This is a genomic window from Arthrobacter sp. YD4, from assembly GCF_030410515.1.
Lineage (GTDB): Bacteria > Actinomycetota > Actinomycetes > Actinomycetales > Micrococcaceae > Arthrobacter.
Window position 1 is genome coordinate 627,337 of sequence record NZ_JAUHHD010000002.1, and the last position, 15,893, is coordinate 643,229.

Annotated in this window: 13 protein-coding genes and 2 tRNA genes; 2 read left to right on the forward strand and 13 right to left on the reverse strand. The window is 66.7% G+C overall.

Translation table 11 applies throughout. From position 1 onward, the window contains the following. Positions 1-785: 785 nt before the first annotated feature. Positions 786-1,682 (reverse strand): rhomboid family intramembrane serine protease, encoded by an 897-nt coding sequence (locus QWJ39_RS07430; protein WP_290257096.1) that lies wholly within the window; start codon positions 1,680-1,682, stop codon positions 786-788. Positions 1,683-1,690: 8 nt separating this feature from the next. Further along, positions 1,691-2,236, reverse strand: coding sequence for a peptidylprolyl isomerase (locus QWJ39_RS07435; protein ID WP_290257097.1), 546 nt, complete (start codon positions 2,234-2,236; stop codon positions 1,691-1,693). 154 nt (positions 2,237-2,390) lie between these two features. Between QWJ39_RS07435 and QWJ39_RS07440 the strand changes: the two genes are divergently transcribed. Beyond that, positions 2,391-3,389, forward strand: a complete 999-nt coding sequence (locus tag QWJ39_RS07440) for a hypothetical protein (protein WP_290257098.1) — start codon at positions 2,391-2,393, stop codon at positions 3,387-3,389. 138 nt (positions 3,390-3,527) lie between these two features. Continuing rightward, on the forward strand, positions 3,528-4,403 hold the full coding sequence (locus QWJ39_RS07445; RefSeq protein ID WP_290257099.1) for a glycosyltransferase family 2 protein: 876 nt from the start codon (positions 3,528-3,530) through the stop codon (positions 4,401-4,403). Between the two features lie 22 nt (positions 4,404-4,425). Here QWJ39_RS07445 and QWJ39_RS07450 read toward each other — a convergent pair whose 3' ends face one another. From QWJ39_RS07450 to dnaN, 11 genes are all read right to left on the reverse strand, one after another. Then, on the reverse strand, positions 4,426-5,340 hold the full coding sequence (locus QWJ39_RS07450; protein WP_290257100.1) for a DMT family transporter: 915 nt from the start codon (positions 5,338-5,340) through the stop codon (positions 4,426-4,428). 111 nt (positions 5,341-5,451) lie between these two features. Beyond that, positions 5,452-5,527 (reverse strand) — tRNA-Ala (locus QWJ39_RS07455). Positions 5,528-5,550: 23 nt separating this feature from the next. Beyond that, complete coding sequence (locus tag QWJ39_RS07460; protein WP_290257101.1) at positions 5,551-5,667, reverse strand: DLW-39 family protein; 117 nt, start codon at positions 5,665-5,667, stop codon at positions 5,551-5,553. Between the two features lie 57 nt (positions 5,668-5,724). Continuing rightward, positions 5,725-5,798 (reverse strand) — tRNA-Ile (locus QWJ39_RS07465). A gap of 98 nt (positions 5,799-5,896) precedes the next feature. Continuing rightward, positions 5,897-6,538, reverse strand: coding sequence for a DUF3566 domain-containing protein (locus QWJ39_RS07470; RefSeq protein ID WP_290257102.1), 642 nt, complete (start codon positions 6,536-6,538; stop codon positions 5,897-5,899). Next, positions 6,535-9,243, reverse strand: coding sequence for a DNA gyrase subunit A (gene gyrA / locus QWJ39_RS07475; protein WP_290257103.1), 2,709 nt, complete (start codon positions 9,241-9,243; stop codon positions 6,535-6,537). The genes QWJ39_RS07470 and gyrA overlap by 4 nt, the downstream gene beginning before the upstream one ends. Positions 9,244-9,302: 59 nt before the next feature. Beyond that, complete coding sequence (gene gyrB, locus QWJ39_RS07480; protein WP_290257104.1) at positions 9,303-11,390, reverse strand: DNA topoisomerase (ATP-hydrolyzing) subunit B; 2,088 nt, start codon at positions 11,388-11,390, stop codon at positions 9,303-9,305. Positions 11,391-11,826: 436 nt separating this feature from the next. After that, positions 11,827-12,384 carry a DciA family protein gene (locus tag QWJ39_RS07485; RefSeq protein WP_290257105.1) on the reverse strand — a complete coding sequence of 186 codons (558 nt, stop codon included), beginning with the start codon at positions 12,382-12,384 and terminating at the stop codon, positions 11,827-11,829. Beyond that, positions 12,377-13,609: a DNA replication/repair protein RecF gene (gene recF / locus QWJ39_RS07490; RefSeq protein ID WP_290257106.1), complete on the reverse strand. Its 1,233-nt coding sequence runs from the start codon at positions 13,607-13,609 to the stop codon at positions 12,377-12,379. Before recF ends, QWJ39_RS07485 begins: the two co-directional genes overlap by 8 nt. Positions 13,610-13,631: 22 nt before the next feature. After that, positions 13,632-14,516 carry a phosphogluconate dehydrogenase (NAD(+)-dependent, decarboxylating) gene (gnd, locus tag QWJ39_RS07495; RefSeq protein WP_290257107.1) on the reverse strand — a complete coding sequence of 295 codons (885 nt, stop codon included), beginning with the start codon at positions 14,514-14,516 and terminating at the stop codon, positions 13,632-13,634. Between the two features lie 44 nt (positions 14,517-14,560). Next, positions 14,561-15,685, reverse strand: a complete 1,125-nt coding sequence (dnaN, locus tag QWJ39_RS07500) for a DNA polymerase III subunit beta (protein WP_290257108.1) — start codon at positions 15,683-15,685, stop codon at positions 14,561-14,563. Positions 15,686-15,893 lie beyond the last annotated feature (208 nt).

The window sequence follows — 15,893 nt, forward strand, 5'->3', positions numbered from 1 at the left end:
TAGAGGCGGGACCGACCGAAGAGTAACTAGGCTGTCGAGTTATTAACACTGTGAAAAAGTCTGTGCATAACCGCCATAAATCTGATCTATAAGTCCAGGTCAGGGTGACTATGGCGGATGCCGGGCTGAACCGGCCTTGGACGCCCGCGAGTTGTCCACTTACCCACACCGGATTCCCCAAAAGTTATCCACAGCTGTGGAGGAGCCGGTGTGTAACTGTTACCAATTGGCTTAATTCCGCCAGCACGGGCGGCTCATGGGCATCCTCGTTCTTGAACTACAGGGCTGTAAGTTACCAACAATGTGGATAAGCCCTGTGGAAAAGCTCCCGCCCGGCTTCTGCCGCGTCCGTCCCTCCTGTTGCCCGCCCGCACCCGACCGCGGATCCGCTACGCTTCCGGACCAGCGCACCCCGGGTCCGAAGTGCCGCGGTCCGAAACCGCCGCGAAAGGGGAGGGTTCCCAGGCACAGAGACAGCGCCGAGAGGGTGGAGGGACAGAAATTGATCCACAGCTCCGTAATCAGCAGCGGAGTCCGGTACCGGGACCGTGGGGCCGCACAGCCCGATCTCTGGCAACAAAGGCTGTCGAACCTGTCGTCAGCAGAGAGGTTGAACGGAGACCGCTACGATTTCGGACCAGCGCATGCCTGGCCTCGGGGGCGCTTTTCTGAAATGGGTGCAAGAAAGAGAGTGGGGCGCGCCTGTCCGAAATCGGCGCGGAGAGAGGGGTGCGAGGCGTGCTGGCATGGGAACGGAGCCGAAGCTGGACCCAGCCCGGCCGCAGCTACACCGGCAGGGCGGCTGTGGTGGCGGCGCGGACGGCGGTGGCGGCGACTAGCAGGCCCACCACCACGAGAAGGCCCAGGAACTGCAGGACGCCCTGCCGCTGGCCGCGGGGCACGTAGGCGATGGCCGCCGCGCAGAGGGCACCGGTGACCAAGCCGCCGAGATGTGCCTGCCAGGCGATCTGCGGCACCACGAATCCGATGACGGCGTTGATTGCTATCAGGACCCAGAGTTGCCGGGTGTCACCGCCCCGTCGGCGCTGCACCACCAGCATGGCCCCAAAGAGGCCGAAGATGGCCCCGGAGGCGCCGACCACACCGGCCAGTTGCTGGCCGGGAACGTACGCCGGTGTGAGGAGGTAGTAGCCGACCGAACCGCCGAGGGCGGAGATCAGGTAGAGGGCCAGGAAGCGGATCCGCCCCAGCAGGGGCTCCAGCGCCTGGCCGAAAATCCACAGCATGTACATGTTCAGCAAGATGTGGAGGATGAAGCCCTGGGAGTGCAGGAACGCGGAGGTCAGCATCCGCCAGGGTTCGAACGCCCCGAACTCGGGGGTGGCGTAGACCGTGGCGAAGGCCAGGTTCTGATAGACCCAGTCGTTCGGCACGATCCACTGCAGGACATAGAGAACGGCACAGGCGGCGATGATGCCCAGGGTGGCCAGCGGCCGGCCTGCCGCGGCCACCCCGCCGAAGGCGGAGCGGACCTGCGGCGCGGAGCGCTGGGCTTCGTTGACACAGTCAACACATTGGAATCCGACGGCGGCCGCCCGCTGGCAGTCGGGGCATGCCGGACGCCCACACCGCTGGCACCGCACGTAGGCGGGCCGGTCGGGGTGGCGGGGGCATACCGGGACGTCAGCGGACGGCTCGGCCGACGGGATTCCGTAGCTCATGGCGGAGGCTAGAGCTTTTCGACGTCGATGCTGTTGATGACGACGTCTTCAACCGGACGGTCGCCCATGCCGGTGCGGACACCCTCGATGGCGTCGACAACCTTCTTCGACTCCTCGTCGGCCACCTCACCAAAGATGCTGTGCTTGCCCTGCAGCCAGCCGGTGGGGATGGTGGTGATGAAGAACTGGGAGCCGTTGGTGCCGCGGCCCATCTGGATGCCGGCGTTGGCCATGGCAAGCTTGTAGGGCTCGTTGAAGTTCAGTTCCGGGTGGATCTCGTCGTCGAACTTGTAGCCCGGTCCGCCGATGCCGCGGCCCAGCGGATCGCCGGCCTGGATCATGAAGTCCTTGATGATGCGGTGGAAGATCGTGCCGTTGTACAGCGGCGTGCCGGTCTTGTCCTCGCCCGTCTCCGGGTGGGTCCAGGCCTTCTCACCGGTGGCGAGGCCAACGAAGTTGTCCACGGTCTTCGGCGCGTGGTTGCCGAAGAGGTTGACGACAATGTCGCCCATGCTGGTGTGGATGGTTGCTTTTGCAGTTGCGATGGCAGTCATGGGCCTATTCTTCCACGGCGGCCTCCGGCGTACAGGGGCGCGGGCTGAGTTCCGCGCTGGGTGAAATCGCCGCGAAATAAGGGCTGAGAATAGCCGGTGGAGTTCCGGCCACGTAGGCTAACTGCAGAACCGTCACATTAATCGGGAGGTAGTTGTGAAGAAAACGGATCGTATTGCCCGTGAGCTGGAGCACTCGGTGTCCAGCGCCGTGGAAAACGCCAAGGACTGGGCCACCCCCCGGGTGGAGGCAGCCGTAGACTGGGCCGTTCCGCGCTTGCAGCAGGGCCTGGATACCGCTTCCCCGAAGATCCAGGAGGGCCTGAAGTCTGCGGCCCACAACCTGGCCGACGGCGTCGCCACCGTCACCCCCCGCATCCAGGACGGTCTGGCGCAGCTAGCGCCGAAGATCCACGACGCCGTCGACGCCGCCACCCCGCGGCTGCACGACGCGCTGGACAAGGCCACCCCGGTGATCGCTAACGCGCGTGACCGCGTCGTGGTTGAATACCTGCCGAAGCTCTCGGACCAGATCGGTGCCGCGTCCGACGCCGTTCACCGCACCCTTGAGGGCGCACCGGCCCACGTCGACGCCGTCGCCCAGCGTCTCGCTGACTCCGGCGTCGTACAGAACGTGCAGGAGCAGGCACAGGCTGCCGGCAAGCAGATCAAGGCCGCCGCCTCCGAGGCCAGCCGCGCGGTGACCGGCGAGGTCGCCAAGCAGCAGAAGCCCAAGCACCGCGGATTCCTGATCTTCGGCATCATCACCGCCGCCGTTGCCGCCGGCGTCGCCGCCTGGAAGGCGTCCAAGCCGGTCGAAGACCCGTGGAAGACCCCCAGCCCGGTGAAGCCCGCCACGCCGGCACCGGTTCCGGCCACCACGGTCACCGAGGTCAAGGAAGAGGCGAAGCACGCTGCCTCCAAGGCCGCCGACGCCGTCAGTTCCGCTTCCTCCGCCGCCGCCGACAAGCTTGGTGACGCAGCGTCCAAGGTCGGCGACGCCGCCAAGGAAGCCACCGACGCCGCCGCCAGCAAGGCTGACGAAGCGGCCAAGGAGGCCGAGAAGTCCGATGCCAATAAGAAGGTCGCCACGGACGCCAAGACCGCGATGAACAACATTGCGGCCAGCCTGAACGACGAGGGCAAGACCAAGTAAGCACCGCTGCCGCCGTCCAGTTGGCGGCCGCGGCCACACAGGGAGGGTCACCGCCACGGGCGGGGCCCTCCCTTTGTTATTCCGATCTGTGCCGACCAGCCCGGGGTCCCAACCCGCCCGGATGCTAAATTTGGGGGGATGTCACGCGAAGAGTCCCAGCTGGGTTCCCCCGACGATGCAGCGCTGCCGCCTGCCGTCTCCATCGTCATCCCGGCGTACAACGAGGAAAGCGTGATCCGGCAGTGTCTCATCGCTGCCGTCTACCAGTCGGTTCCGGCGCAGGAGATCATCGTCGTGGACAACATGTCCAAGGACCGGACCGCCGAAATCGTCGCGCAGATGCAGCTGGAATACCCGGAGAGCCGGATCCTGCTCATGAGCCAGGACAGTGACCAAGGCCTGATTCCCACGCGGAACTTCGGCCTGAACCATGCAACCGGCGATGTGCTCGGACGGATCGACGCCGACTCGGTCCTGGAGCCGGACTGGGTGGAGCAGGTCCAGAAGGCTTTCGCCGACCCCTCAGTCGCAGCCGCGACCGGCCCGGTGGTCTACTACGACATGCCGATGCGCCGCTTCGGGCTCAAGGCCGACGACAAAATGCGGCAGCTGATGCTCAAGCTCGCCAAGCACCAGTACCACTTCCTGTTCGGCTCCAACATGGCCCTGCGCCGCTCGGCCTGGGAAACCATCAAGGACGAAACCTGCCGGGACGAGCGGGACGAGATGCACGAGGATATCGACCTGTCGCTGCACCTTGCCGACCACGAGCTCCGGATACAGTACTGGCCGCAGATGATCTCCGGGATGTCCGCACGACGGCTCGAGGACTCGCCGCGCGACTACCGGTACTACGTCACCCGCTTCGACCGGACCTACAAGGCCCACAACGTCAAGAAGATGGCGCTCAAGGCACCCATGGTGGTCTTCTTCTCGGTGTACTTCCCGGCCAAGCTGCTGCGTGCCCTGCACACCGTGAACACGGCCCAGCCGGTACGCCGCGGGGGCCAGTAACCCGCAGTTAATTCCGAACGGGCTAGTCCGTGCCGAGCTCAGCAAGACGGGCGGCACTGCGGCGCACGGCGCGTGAGCGGCGCTGGCCGAGGACGACAACGGCGAGTCCCACCAGGATCATGGCCAGCCCAACGTAGGTTCCGGCGGGCAGCTTCTCACCCAGGAACGCCGCTGCCAGCAGGGCGGCACCCGGGATTTCGAGCAGGATGATCATGGACACCAGCAGCGGGCTCATGGTGGCCAGCAGGTGGTTGAAGGCCGTGTGGCCCACCAGCTGGGCGCAGACGGTGATGGCGAGGATGCCCAGCCAGCCGGCCGCCTCGAAGCCGCCCAGGGGCTGTCCGCTGGCCAGCGCCAGGACGGCGACGACAGCGGCACACATGCCGTAGCAGAGGCTGGTGTAGACACCCGTGCTCATTGTCTGCCGTGCCTTGCCGCCGGCGAGGGTGTAAACGCCGGCCAGCATCCCGCCGGCGACGGCCAGGAGGTCCCCGGTGAGGGCCTGCGGGGAGGTCCCCATATCGAACCCGGTAATGGCAACCACGCCCGCGAAAGCCAGGCCCAGCCCGGCCAGGACCTGCCAGCCGTGCCGGACGCCGCGGAACAGCTGGAAGACGGCAATCCAGCCCGACTGCAGGCAGACCAGCGCGGTGGCGGCGGCCACGGAGGTGAGCTGCAGGGAGGTGATGAAGCAGGCGAAGTGCAGGGCGAGAGCGACGGCGGCCGCCAGGGACCAGCGGAACTCGGCGCCGGTGACGCGGCCGAACTGCCGGGGCTGGCGGACCAGCACGGGCCCGGCCATCACGACGGCACCGATGGCGTTCCGCCAGAACGCGATGGCGAGGGCGCTGACGGTGGTGGCGCCCAGGGTGGCGGCGATCAGGGGGCCGGAGGAGGCCACACCAAGGACGCCCAGGGCGGCGAGAAGGAAGGTCACGCCTCAACCCTAATGTGCGCACAGCGGTGGCCAGTGCCGTGACGGAATCCGGGAAAGGGAGGCTTAAAGCAAAAGTCCCGGCCGGCGTTTCCGCTGACCGGGACTTCTCGATGGTGGAGGCACGGGGACTCGAACCCCGAACCCCCTGCTTGCAAAGCAGGTGCGCTACCAATTGCGCCATGCCCCCATCGGAGCAACCCGCCAATCCGGCTAGTCGACCGTGTCGGTCGATTCGCTCCAGATTGCTTTCCGGGCTTCGGCTTCCTGGACTTTCCTGTAGACCAGGACGCCTGCGAGCGTAGCTGCAACTACCAGCAACTTCTTCACATGCACCCCGTTCCGGTCCGCTTGCGCGTTCCTTTACAAGAACCAGTACAGGTTCCGTGGGCGTACCAGGACTTGAACCTGGGACCTCTTCGTTATCAGCGAAGCGCTCTAACCGCCTGAGCTATACGCCCCGATGCCTCATCGGGCCGAGATATGACTTTACAGCACATCCCGGCCCGATCTCAAATCGAGGCATTTACCCGCTAAATCACGGGCAAAACGGGTATTTCTAGTCGTCCGTGAGGGTCACACCGATGCCGCCCACCAGGGTGGCAGCAATGTTGTACAGCACCGCGGAGAGCATCGACAGGGCGGTCAGCAGGACCACGTTGATCACGGCGATGATGACCGCGAAGGAGGCCACCTGGCCCAGCGAAGCTACCTTCTTCAGTTCGAAGCCGCCGCTCTCGGACCCGGCCAGGGTGCCGAGGAGGCCGTCCACCTGATCGAAGATGCCGGTGAGGTCCAGGACGGTCCACAGCACGATTGCGGCGACCACCGTGACGATGCCGAGGGCCACCGAGAGCAGGAAGGACATCTTCAGCACGGACCACGGGTCAACCTTGCTCACCAGCAGGCGGGCGCGGCGCACCTTGGCCTTGGGGGCCGGCTTGACCAGTCCGGGCTGACCGGGACGCGCGCCGGCCGTTTCCGGGCGGCTGGCCTGGCCGGCCGGACGCTGGCCCGGGACCGAGGGGCGCTGCCCGGGGACGGAAGGCCGCTGGCCGGGGGCCGCGGGACGCTGGCCGGAGCCCGCGACGCCGGGACGCTGCTGCGGACGCGACGGCGCATTCACCCGGGGGGCCGCCGACGGCTGCCGTGCGTTGCCGGGGCCACTGCTCGACTTGGGATAGGAGTCGGAATTGCTCACGGGTTACCTCCGGGGTTGTCTTCGTCCAGCTCGGCATCCCCTGATGGCTCATCTGACTCCGGGGCCGGTACTGATGTTGTGTCTCCGGACCCCTCGCGGGCTCCGTTTTCTCCAGCCAACGTTACGTCATCCGGCAGCGTAGCCTCATCTCCGGCATCGCCCTCGGCTGCTGTTTCCTCGGATTCGAGGCCGCGTTCGCTGTTGCGGGCCACGGCGATGATGCGGTCGTTCTTGTCCGGCTTGGCGAAGATGACGCCCATGGTGTCGCGGCCCTTGGCGGGCACGCCGGCCACGGACGAGCGGACCACCTTGCCGCCTTCCATCACCACCAGGACCTCGTCCTCTTCCTGGACGATCAGGGCGCCGACCAGGTGTCCGCGCTCCTCCTGGTACTTGCCGACCTTGATGCCGAGGCCGCCGCGGCCCTGGAGGCGGTATTCCTCCACGGCCGTGCGCTTGGCGAAGCCGCCCTCGGTGACGATGAAGACGAACGAGCCGTCCTGGACGACGTCGGCCGCGAGCAGCTCGTCGTCCTCCCGGAACTTCATGCCCGTCACGCCGGACGTTGCCCGGCCCATCGGGCGCAGCGCCTCGTCGGTGGCGGTGAACCTGATGGACTGGCCCTTGCGGGAGACCAGCATCAGGTCATCGGTCTCGGAGACCAGCTGGGCCGAGACGAGCTCGTCGCCGTCGCGCAGGTTGATGGCGATGACGCCGGCGGACCGGTTCGTGTCGTAGTCCTCGAGCCGGGTCTTCTTCACCAGGCCGCGCTTGGTGGCGAGCACCAGGTACGGGGCGTGCTGGTAGTCGCGCAGGTCCAGGACCTGGGCGATGTGCTCGTCCGGCTGGAACGCCAGCAGGTTGGCCACGTGCTGGCCCTTGGCGTCGCGGGCGGCCTCCGCCAGTTCGTACGCCTTGGCCCGGTACACGCGGCCCAGGTTGGTGAAGAACAGCAGCCAGTGGTGGGTGGTGGTGACGAAGAAGTGCTCGACGACGTCGTCGCCGCGCAGCTGGGCTCCCTTGATGCCCTTGCCGCCGCGCTGCTGGGAGCGGTAGTTGTCGCTGCGGGTGCGCTTGACGTAGCCGCCGCGGGTGATGGTGACGACCATTTCCTCTTCGGGAATGAGGTCCTCGATCGACATGTCGCCGTCGAAGCCCATCAGGACCTTGGTCTTCCGGTCGTCGCCGTGCTTGGCCACGATCTCGGCCAGTTCGGTGCTGATGATTTCCCGCTGGCGGGCCTCGGAGGCGAGGATCTCGTTGTACTCGGAGATCAGGGCTTCGAGTTCGGCGTGCCGGTCCTGGATCTTCTGGCGTTCCAGGGCGGCGAGCCGGCGCAGCTGCATGTCCAGGATGGCCCGGGCCTGCAGTTCGTCGATCTCCAGCAGTTCCATCAGGCCGTCGCGGGCGGCCTCGGTGGTGGTGGAGGCGCGGATCAGGGCGATGACCTCGTCCAAAGCGTCCAGGGCCTTGAGCAGGGCGCGCAGGATGTGCGCTTCCTCCTCCGCCTTGCGCAGGCGGTACCGGGTGCGGCGGGCGATGACGTCCATCTGGTGCGTGACCCAGTGGCGGATGAAGGCGTCGAGGCTGAGCGTGCGGGGCACGCCGTCCACGATTGCCAGCATGTTCGCCGCGAAGTTGTCCTGCAGCTGGGTGTGCTTGTAGAGGTTGTTCAGCACCACCTTGGCGACGGCGTCGCGCTTGAGCACGATCACGAGGCGCTGGCCGGTGCGGCCCGAGGTCTCGTCGCGGAGGTCGGCGATGCCGGAGATCTTGCCGTCCTTGACCAGCTCGGCGATCTTGATCGCCAGGTTGTCCGGGTTGGCCTGGTAGGGCAGCTCGGTGACCACCAGGCAGGTGCGGCCCTGGAGTTCCTCGACGTTGACGACGGCGCGCATGGTGATGGAGCCGCGGCCGGTCCGGTAGGCGTCCTCGATGCCCTTGTGGCCCAGGATGGTGGCGCCGGTCGGGAAGTCCGGGCCCTTGATTCGCTGGATCAGCTCCTCGAGCAGTTCCTCGCGGCTGGCGGTCGGGTTGGCCAGGTACCACTGCACGCCGTCGGCGACCTCGCGGAGGTTGTGCGGCGGGATGTTGGTGGCCATGCCGACGGCGATGCCCGAGGACCCGTTGACCAGAAGGTTCGGGAAGCGGGCCGGCAGGATGGTCGGTTCCTGGTTCTTGCCGTCGTAGTTGTCCTGGAAGTCGACGGTTTCCTCGTCGATGTCCCGGACCATTTCCATGGCCAGCGGGGCCATCTTGGTTTCGGTGTACCGCGGGGCGGCGGCGCCGTCGTTGCCGGGCGAGCCGAAGTTGCCCTGACCCAGCGCCAGCGGGTAGCGCATGGTCCAGTCCTGGATCAGGCGGACCAGGGCGTCGTAGATGGCGGTGTCGCCGTGGGGGTGGTACTGGCCCATGACCTCGCCGACCACGCGGGCGCACTTGTTGAAGGAGCGGTCCGGGCGGTAGCCGCCGTCGAACATCGCGTAAAGCACGCGCCGGTGGACCGGCTTCAGGCCGTCGCGGACATCCGGCAGGGCGCGGCCGACGATGACGGCCATGGCGTAGTCGAGGTAGGAGCGCTGCATTTCGGTCTGCAGGTCCACCTGCTCCACGCGGTCGGTGAGCACATCGGTATCAAGGACGTTGCCTTCGAGCACGGGCTCCGCGCCGGATTCGACGGGAACTTCCGGTGTTTCGTCACTCATAGTCTATATTTTCCGTTTCAGGTATATATCGGTTCCGGGATATGCAGGGGGCGAAGCCGCTAGATATCGAGGAACCGAACGTCCTTGGCGTTCTGCTGGATGAAGTTTCGGCGGGATTCTACGTCCTCGCCCATGAGTACCGAGAAGATCTGGTCGGCCGCGAGGGCATCGTCCATGGTGACCTGCAGCAGCGTCCGGTGCTCGGGGTCCATGGTGGTGTCCCAGAGTTCGGTGTAGTCCATCTCGCCGAGGCCCTTGTAGCGCTGGATGCCGTTGTCTTTGGGGATGCGGCGGCCGGCGGCCTGGCCGGACACCAGCTTGGCGTCGCGTTCCCGGTCGCTGTAAACGTAGTCGTGCGGGGCGTTGGACCACTTGATCCGGTACAGCGGGGGCTGGGCGAGGTAGACATAGCCGTTCTCGATCAGCGGGCGCATGTAGCGGAACAGCAGGGTCATCAGCAGCGTGGTGATGTGCTGGCCGTCGACGTCGGCATCGGCCATCAGCACGATCTTGTGGTACCGCAGCTTGGCCAGGTCGAAATCCTCGCCGATGCCGGTGCCGAAGGCGGTGATCATGGACTGGACTTCGGCGTTGCCGAGGGCCTTGTCCAGGCGGGCCCGTTCCACGTTCAGGATCTTGCCGCGCAGCGGCAGGATGGCCTGCGTCTCGGGGTTCCGGCCGCGCTTGGCGGAGCCGCCTGCCGAGTCACCCTCCACGATGTAGACCTCGCACTTCTGCGGATCCTTCGACGAGCAGTCGGAGAGTTTGCCGGGCATGCCGAAGGATTCCAGCGGGCTCTTGCGGCGGGCGTTGTCGCGGGCCTTGCGGGCAGCCATTCGGGCTTGGGCCGCGGAGATGGCCTTGCGGATGACGTCGCGGGCCGGGCCGGGGTTGCGCTCCAGCCAGTCGCCGAGCCCGTCGGTGACCACGCGCTGGACGAAGCCCCTGACCTCGGAGTTGCCCAGCTTGGTCTTGGTCTGGCCCTCGAACTGCGGCTCGGAGAGCTTGACCGAGATCACGGCGGTCAAACCCTCACGGATGTCGTCGCCGGTGAGGTTGTCGTCCTTTTCCTTGATAATTCCCTTTTCGCGCGCGTAGCGGTTGATCAGGGAGGTCATCGCGGCGCGGAAACCCTCTTCGTGGGTGCCGCCCTCGTGGGTGTTGATGGTGTTGGCGTAGGTGTGGACGCTTTCGGAGTAGGCGTTGGTCCATTGCATCGCCATTTCCAGGGCGATGTGCCGCTCGGTGTCCTCGGTTTCGAAGGCGATGACGTCCTCGTGGACGACGTCGACCTTCTTGCCGGAGTTGAGGTGCTTGACGTAGTCCAGCAGGCCGTCGTCGTACTGGTAGACCACGGTGTGGAATTCGGCCGGAACCTCGCCCTCGGTCTCGACGGCGTCGAGGTTCAGGTCCTCATCATTGGAGGTCTCCGATGCGGCGCGGCGCTCGTCGGTCAGCGTAATGCGCAGGCCCTTGTTCAGGAAGGCCATCTGCTGGAACCGGGCCCGGAGGGTTTCGAAGTCAAATTCCGTGGTCTCGAAGATGCTGCCGTCCGGGTAGAACGTCTGCGTGGTGCCGGTCTCGGAGGTCTCTTCGCCCTTGACCAGCTCACCCTGGGGCTTGCCGCCGTCGGCGAAGGACATCCGCCAGACGTGGCCCTGCCGGCGGACCTCGGTATTGACGCGGCTGGAGAGAGCGTTGACCACGGAGATGCCGACGCCGTGCAGGCCACCCGAGACCGCGTATCCACCGCCGCCGAACTTGCCGCCGGCGTGCAGGATGGTCATGACGACCTCCACCGTGGGCTTGTGTTCGGTGGGGTGCATGTCCACGGGGATGCCGCGGCCGTTGTCGACCACCTTGACGCCGCCGTCGGCCTGCAGCACGATCTCGATGTGGGTGCAGTACCCGGCCAGCGCCTCATCGACCGAGTTGTCCACCACTTCGTACACCAGGTGGTGCAGGCCCCGGGGTCCGGTGGAGCCGATGTACATGCCCGGACGCTTCCGGACCGCCTCCAGGCCCTCAAGAACGGTGATGTCGCTGGCCCCGTATTCGCGGGGAGTGACCGTCTCGGCGGGCGCGGCCGCCTGGCCGGTTCCGTCCGCGGTGTCCGCTGCCGGGATTTCTGCATTGTCGTTAGCCACAGGCGCTTTCGACTCCTCTATGTTCGTTGAAGGCCGGCCGCGGCCGTCTCCAAGGAAACAGCCGCTGCCAACGGGCACGTCACTGACGGCGCCGGCGGCATGGCTGGCCGGGACCGATTCCACGCAGGAGAAACCGCGTCGGAAACGGACTCAGTCGACGTTGCATCGGCGCCCAGTTATCTTCCCTGATTCTACCGTGTTATAGGGCCGAATCCCGCATTCTGGCGGGGTAAACGCGGGTGTAATTGCCGTTGAGAGGCCACTGGCCCCGCCTGGAATGCTCCCGGGGTGTTCCGGATGGGTTCCTATACCGAACCGGGGCGTCCGAGCGCCCTACACGCCGTTTGTGGATTTTTCAATGGTTTTGGAACAACTGCTTCATACCTTCGGGCGGCGGTGCCGGTGGACGGCATAGGGGTATGGCGCGGCGTGCGGCCTAGCCGTAGGTGTCCCGGGGGCCGCGGCCGTTGACGGTGCGGGCACCCTTCCGCCAGCTGGGGGCCGCGGGGCCGAGGACCTGGATGCTGGTGACGACGCCGTCGCCGAGTTCCACGCGGAACTTCTCCAGCAGGCTCAGGCTGAGCAGGCGCAGCTGGGTGGCCCAGGCGGTGGAGTCGCAGCGGACGTGCAGGGTGGTGTCGGTGAAGCTCTCGGGGGTGCAGTGTGCCGAAATTTCCGGTCCGACCAGCGCCGGCCACTGTGCCATGACCGAGCCGACTGCCACCGGGGAGGTCCAACCGCGTTCGGCGACCAGCCGGCCCACCACCTTACCCAGGCCCAGGGGGTCCCGGCCGTTGCCATGGAACTGGCTGAAGCCCCGGGTGCCGGCGCCGCGGGCGGGTTTCTGGGTACTTCCGGGCTTAGGCGGCGCCTTGCGCCGGATCTCGCCCCGCGCGGCCGCGGCGTCACGCATGCGATTGAGCGCCGCCTGGGCGGCGTCGATGTCGTCGGGGTCGCGGCCGGGCTGCAGCGCGCCGTCGGTGTCCTTATTCATCGCCTGTCACTCGTGGCTTGTCCGGCTCATCGATGCCTCCCGGAATGACCTTTACCCGCCGGCCAGCGAGTTCCGCCGGGATGTCGCCTTCGACGGCGGCGGTCACCAGGACCTGTTCCGCGCCGGAGACTATAGCGGCCAGTTTACGCCGGCGCTGCACGTCGAGTTCGGCAAACACGTCGTCGAGGATCAGGATGGGGGCCGACCCGCCGGTCCGGGCGTCGTCGAGCATGACGTAGTAGGAGGCAAGCCGCAGCGAGAGGCACATGGACCAGGTTTCGCCGTGCGAGGCGTAGCCCTTGGCGGGGGCCTGCCCGAGGGTCAGGTCCAGGTCATCGCGGTGCGGGCCCACCAGGGAGATGCCCCGTTCGAGTTCACGACGGCGGGACGCCGCAAAGGCGCGAATGTACCGTTCGGTGAGTTCCTCCACGGTCAACCGGCGCAGGTCCTCCTCCTGTTCCGCCGGTGCGGCGGCCACGGCGGATGCCACGGAATCGTAGCCGTCGCCATCGCCGTCGAAGATTCCGTCCAGCGTGGAGCGGTACACCGCGCCGGCTTCCTTGGACCCGTCCGTGAGCTGGGCGTAGGCACTTTTCAGGTGCGGCAGCAGCAGTTCCACCAGCTCCAGGCGCGCATGCAGCAGCTCGGCGCCGGCCCGGGCCATGTGCTGGTCCCAGACATCCAGGGTCGCCTCGTGCCCGGCGGTGAACTTGCCAGACCGGCCGGACTTGAGAAGCGCGTTGCGCTGCTTCAGGACCCGGTCGTAATCGCTGCGGGTGGCGGCGTGCCGCGGCATGAGGCTGACCAGCAGTTCGTCGAGGAAGCGGCGCCGGTTGGACGGGTCGCCCTTGACCAGGGCCAGGTCCTCGGGCGCGAACAGCACCGTCTGGCAAATCCCCAGGATGTCGCGGGCCCGTACCGGGTTGCTGCGGTTGATCCGGGCACGGTTGGCCCGCCCGGCGTTGAGCTCCAGCTCCAGCACCGTCGACTGCTCGCCGCGGACCAGGCGGGCCCGGATCATGGCCCGTTCGGAGCCGAAGCGCAGCAGCGGGCCGTCCGAACTGACCCGGTGCGAGCTCAACGTGGCGAGGTACCCGATGGCTTCCATCAGGTTGGTCTTACCGATGCCGTTGGACCCGACAAGGACCGTGACCCCGGGCTCGAGGCTCAGGTCAACCTGGGCGTAGCTGCGGAAATCCGTCAGCGAAAGCTTCTCTAGGTACACGCCGGGGTCAGGGTCCCTGAAATTACTTGGCGGGCCGGGTGGCGTGTCCGCCGAACTGGTGCCGCAGCGCGGAGACCATCTTCATCGCCGGGGAACTGTCCTCGCGGGAGGAGAACCGGGCGAACAGCGCGGCGGTGATGGCGGGGGCGGGAACGGCGTTGGCGATGGCCTCTTCGACGGTCCACCGACCCTCACCGGAATCCTCGACGTAATCGGAAATCGACTCCAGCCCCGGGTCCTCGTCGAGGGCCTTGACCATGAGGTCGAGCAGCCAGGAGCGCACTACGGTGCCCTTCTGCCAGGCGCGAAAAGTGCCGGGCAGATCGGTGACGATGTCCTTGGCGGCCAGGAGTTCGTAGCCCTCGGCGTAAGCCTGCATCAGGCCGTACTCGATGCCGTTGTGGACCATCTTCGCGTAGTGGCCGGCGCCGACACCGCCGACGTGGACGAAACTGTCCGCCCGGTCACCTTCAGGACGGAGTGCATCGAAGACCGGCAGGGCGCGCTCGATGTCTGCGGCGTCGCCGCCGGCCATCAGGCCGTAGCCGTTCTGCAGGCCCCAGACACCGCCGGAAACGCCGCAGTCGGCGAAGTGGACACCCTTGGCGGCCAGCGCGGCCGCGTGCTTCTGGTCTTCGGTGAAGCGGGAGTTTCCGCCGTCGATGACCAGGTCACCGGCCTCGAGCTTGTCGCCGAGTTCGGTGATGACGGCGTCGGTGATGTCTCCGGCGGGGACCATGACCCAGATCAGCCGGGGAGCCGGAAGCGCGGCGATCAGTTCGTCGATGGTGGCTGCGTCGGTAACCTCGGGGTTGCGGTCGAAACCGGTGACCTCAATGCCGCCGTTCCGCAGCCTTTCGCGCATGTTGAAGCCCATTTTTCCAAGGCCGATCAATCCAATGTGCACGGGGAACTCTTTTCTGCGCGGTGGTACGGGTAAAGCTGGGAGGCTCAGTTCGGCAGGCGGACGGGCATGACCAGGTAGCGATAGTCGTCCTGGTCCTCGCCGTCGGCGTCTTTCTGGGCCGTGATCATCGCCGGCTTCGGTGCCGTGGTGAAGGAGAAACGCACGAACTTCGTCTCGATGACGCTGAGGCCTTCGATCAGGTAGTGCGGGTTGAAGGCCACGGTGATGTCCTCACCGGTGAGCTGGGATTCGAGTTCCTCGGACGCCTGGGCGTCCTCGCCGGTACCGGCGTCGAGGTGCAGCTGGCCCTGGGTGAACGCCAGGCGGACCGGGGTGTTGCGCTCGGCCACGAGGGAGACACGCCGCACGGCCTCGACCAGCTCCTGGGTCTGGACGGTGGCGTGAATCGGGGTGGAGTCCGGGAACAGCGAACGGATCTTCGGGTAGTCCCCGTCCACCAGCAGCGAGGTGGTGGTGCGGCCGCCGCTTTCGAAGCCAATCAGCCGGCTGTCGTCGTCGGCCAGGGCCAGGTGGATGTCGCCGCTGCCACCGAGGGTCTTGGCCACCTCGTTGAGGGTCTTGGCCTTGACGAGCGCGCTGGTGGAGATGCCCGGGGTGGCGGGCTTCCACGGAACCTCGCGCATGGCGAGGCGATAGCGGTCGGTTGCCAGGAGGGTGATCAGGTCATCCTCGATCTCCATCCGGACACCGGTCAGGATGGGCAGGGTGTCGTCCTTGCTGGCCGCGATGATGACCTGGGACACCGCCTGGGCGAAGGCGTCGCCGGGGACGGTGCCGCTGATCGGGGGCAGTGCCGGCAGCGGCGGGTATTCGGTTTCCGGCATGGTGGCCAGGTGGAAGCTGCTTCGGCGGCAGGAGAGCGTCACCTTGTTGCCATCGGTTTCGATGTCAACCGGTGCGGACGGCAGGCTGCGGCAGATGTCGGCGAGCAGGCGGCCGGAAACCAGAATGGTGCCCTCGGTGCTGATGTCGGCCGGGATTTCCAGCCGGGCGGAGGTTTCGTAATCGAAGCTCGAGAGGCTCACGGTGCCCGCCTCGGCCTTGAGCAGCAGGCCGGACAGTACCGGAACAGGCGGCCGCGGAGACAAGGACCGGGCGGTCCAGGTCACTGCCTCGGCCAGGACATCCCGCTCGACTCTGAACTTCACGGAAGGGTGCCGCCTTTCATTGCTGCTGACATCGCTGGAACGGACCGGCCGGCGGGTGCCGAAGGCGCCGCCGGAGCTGGTCTGTGGTGGTCATGCGGTTCCCCGGACGACGTGTCCCGGATGCGCCGGGACGGCGCGGGGACACGGTGGGACCGGGGACGGACGCACAGCAGACAGCTTAGCCCCAAGATCCGGGTTCTCCCATCCC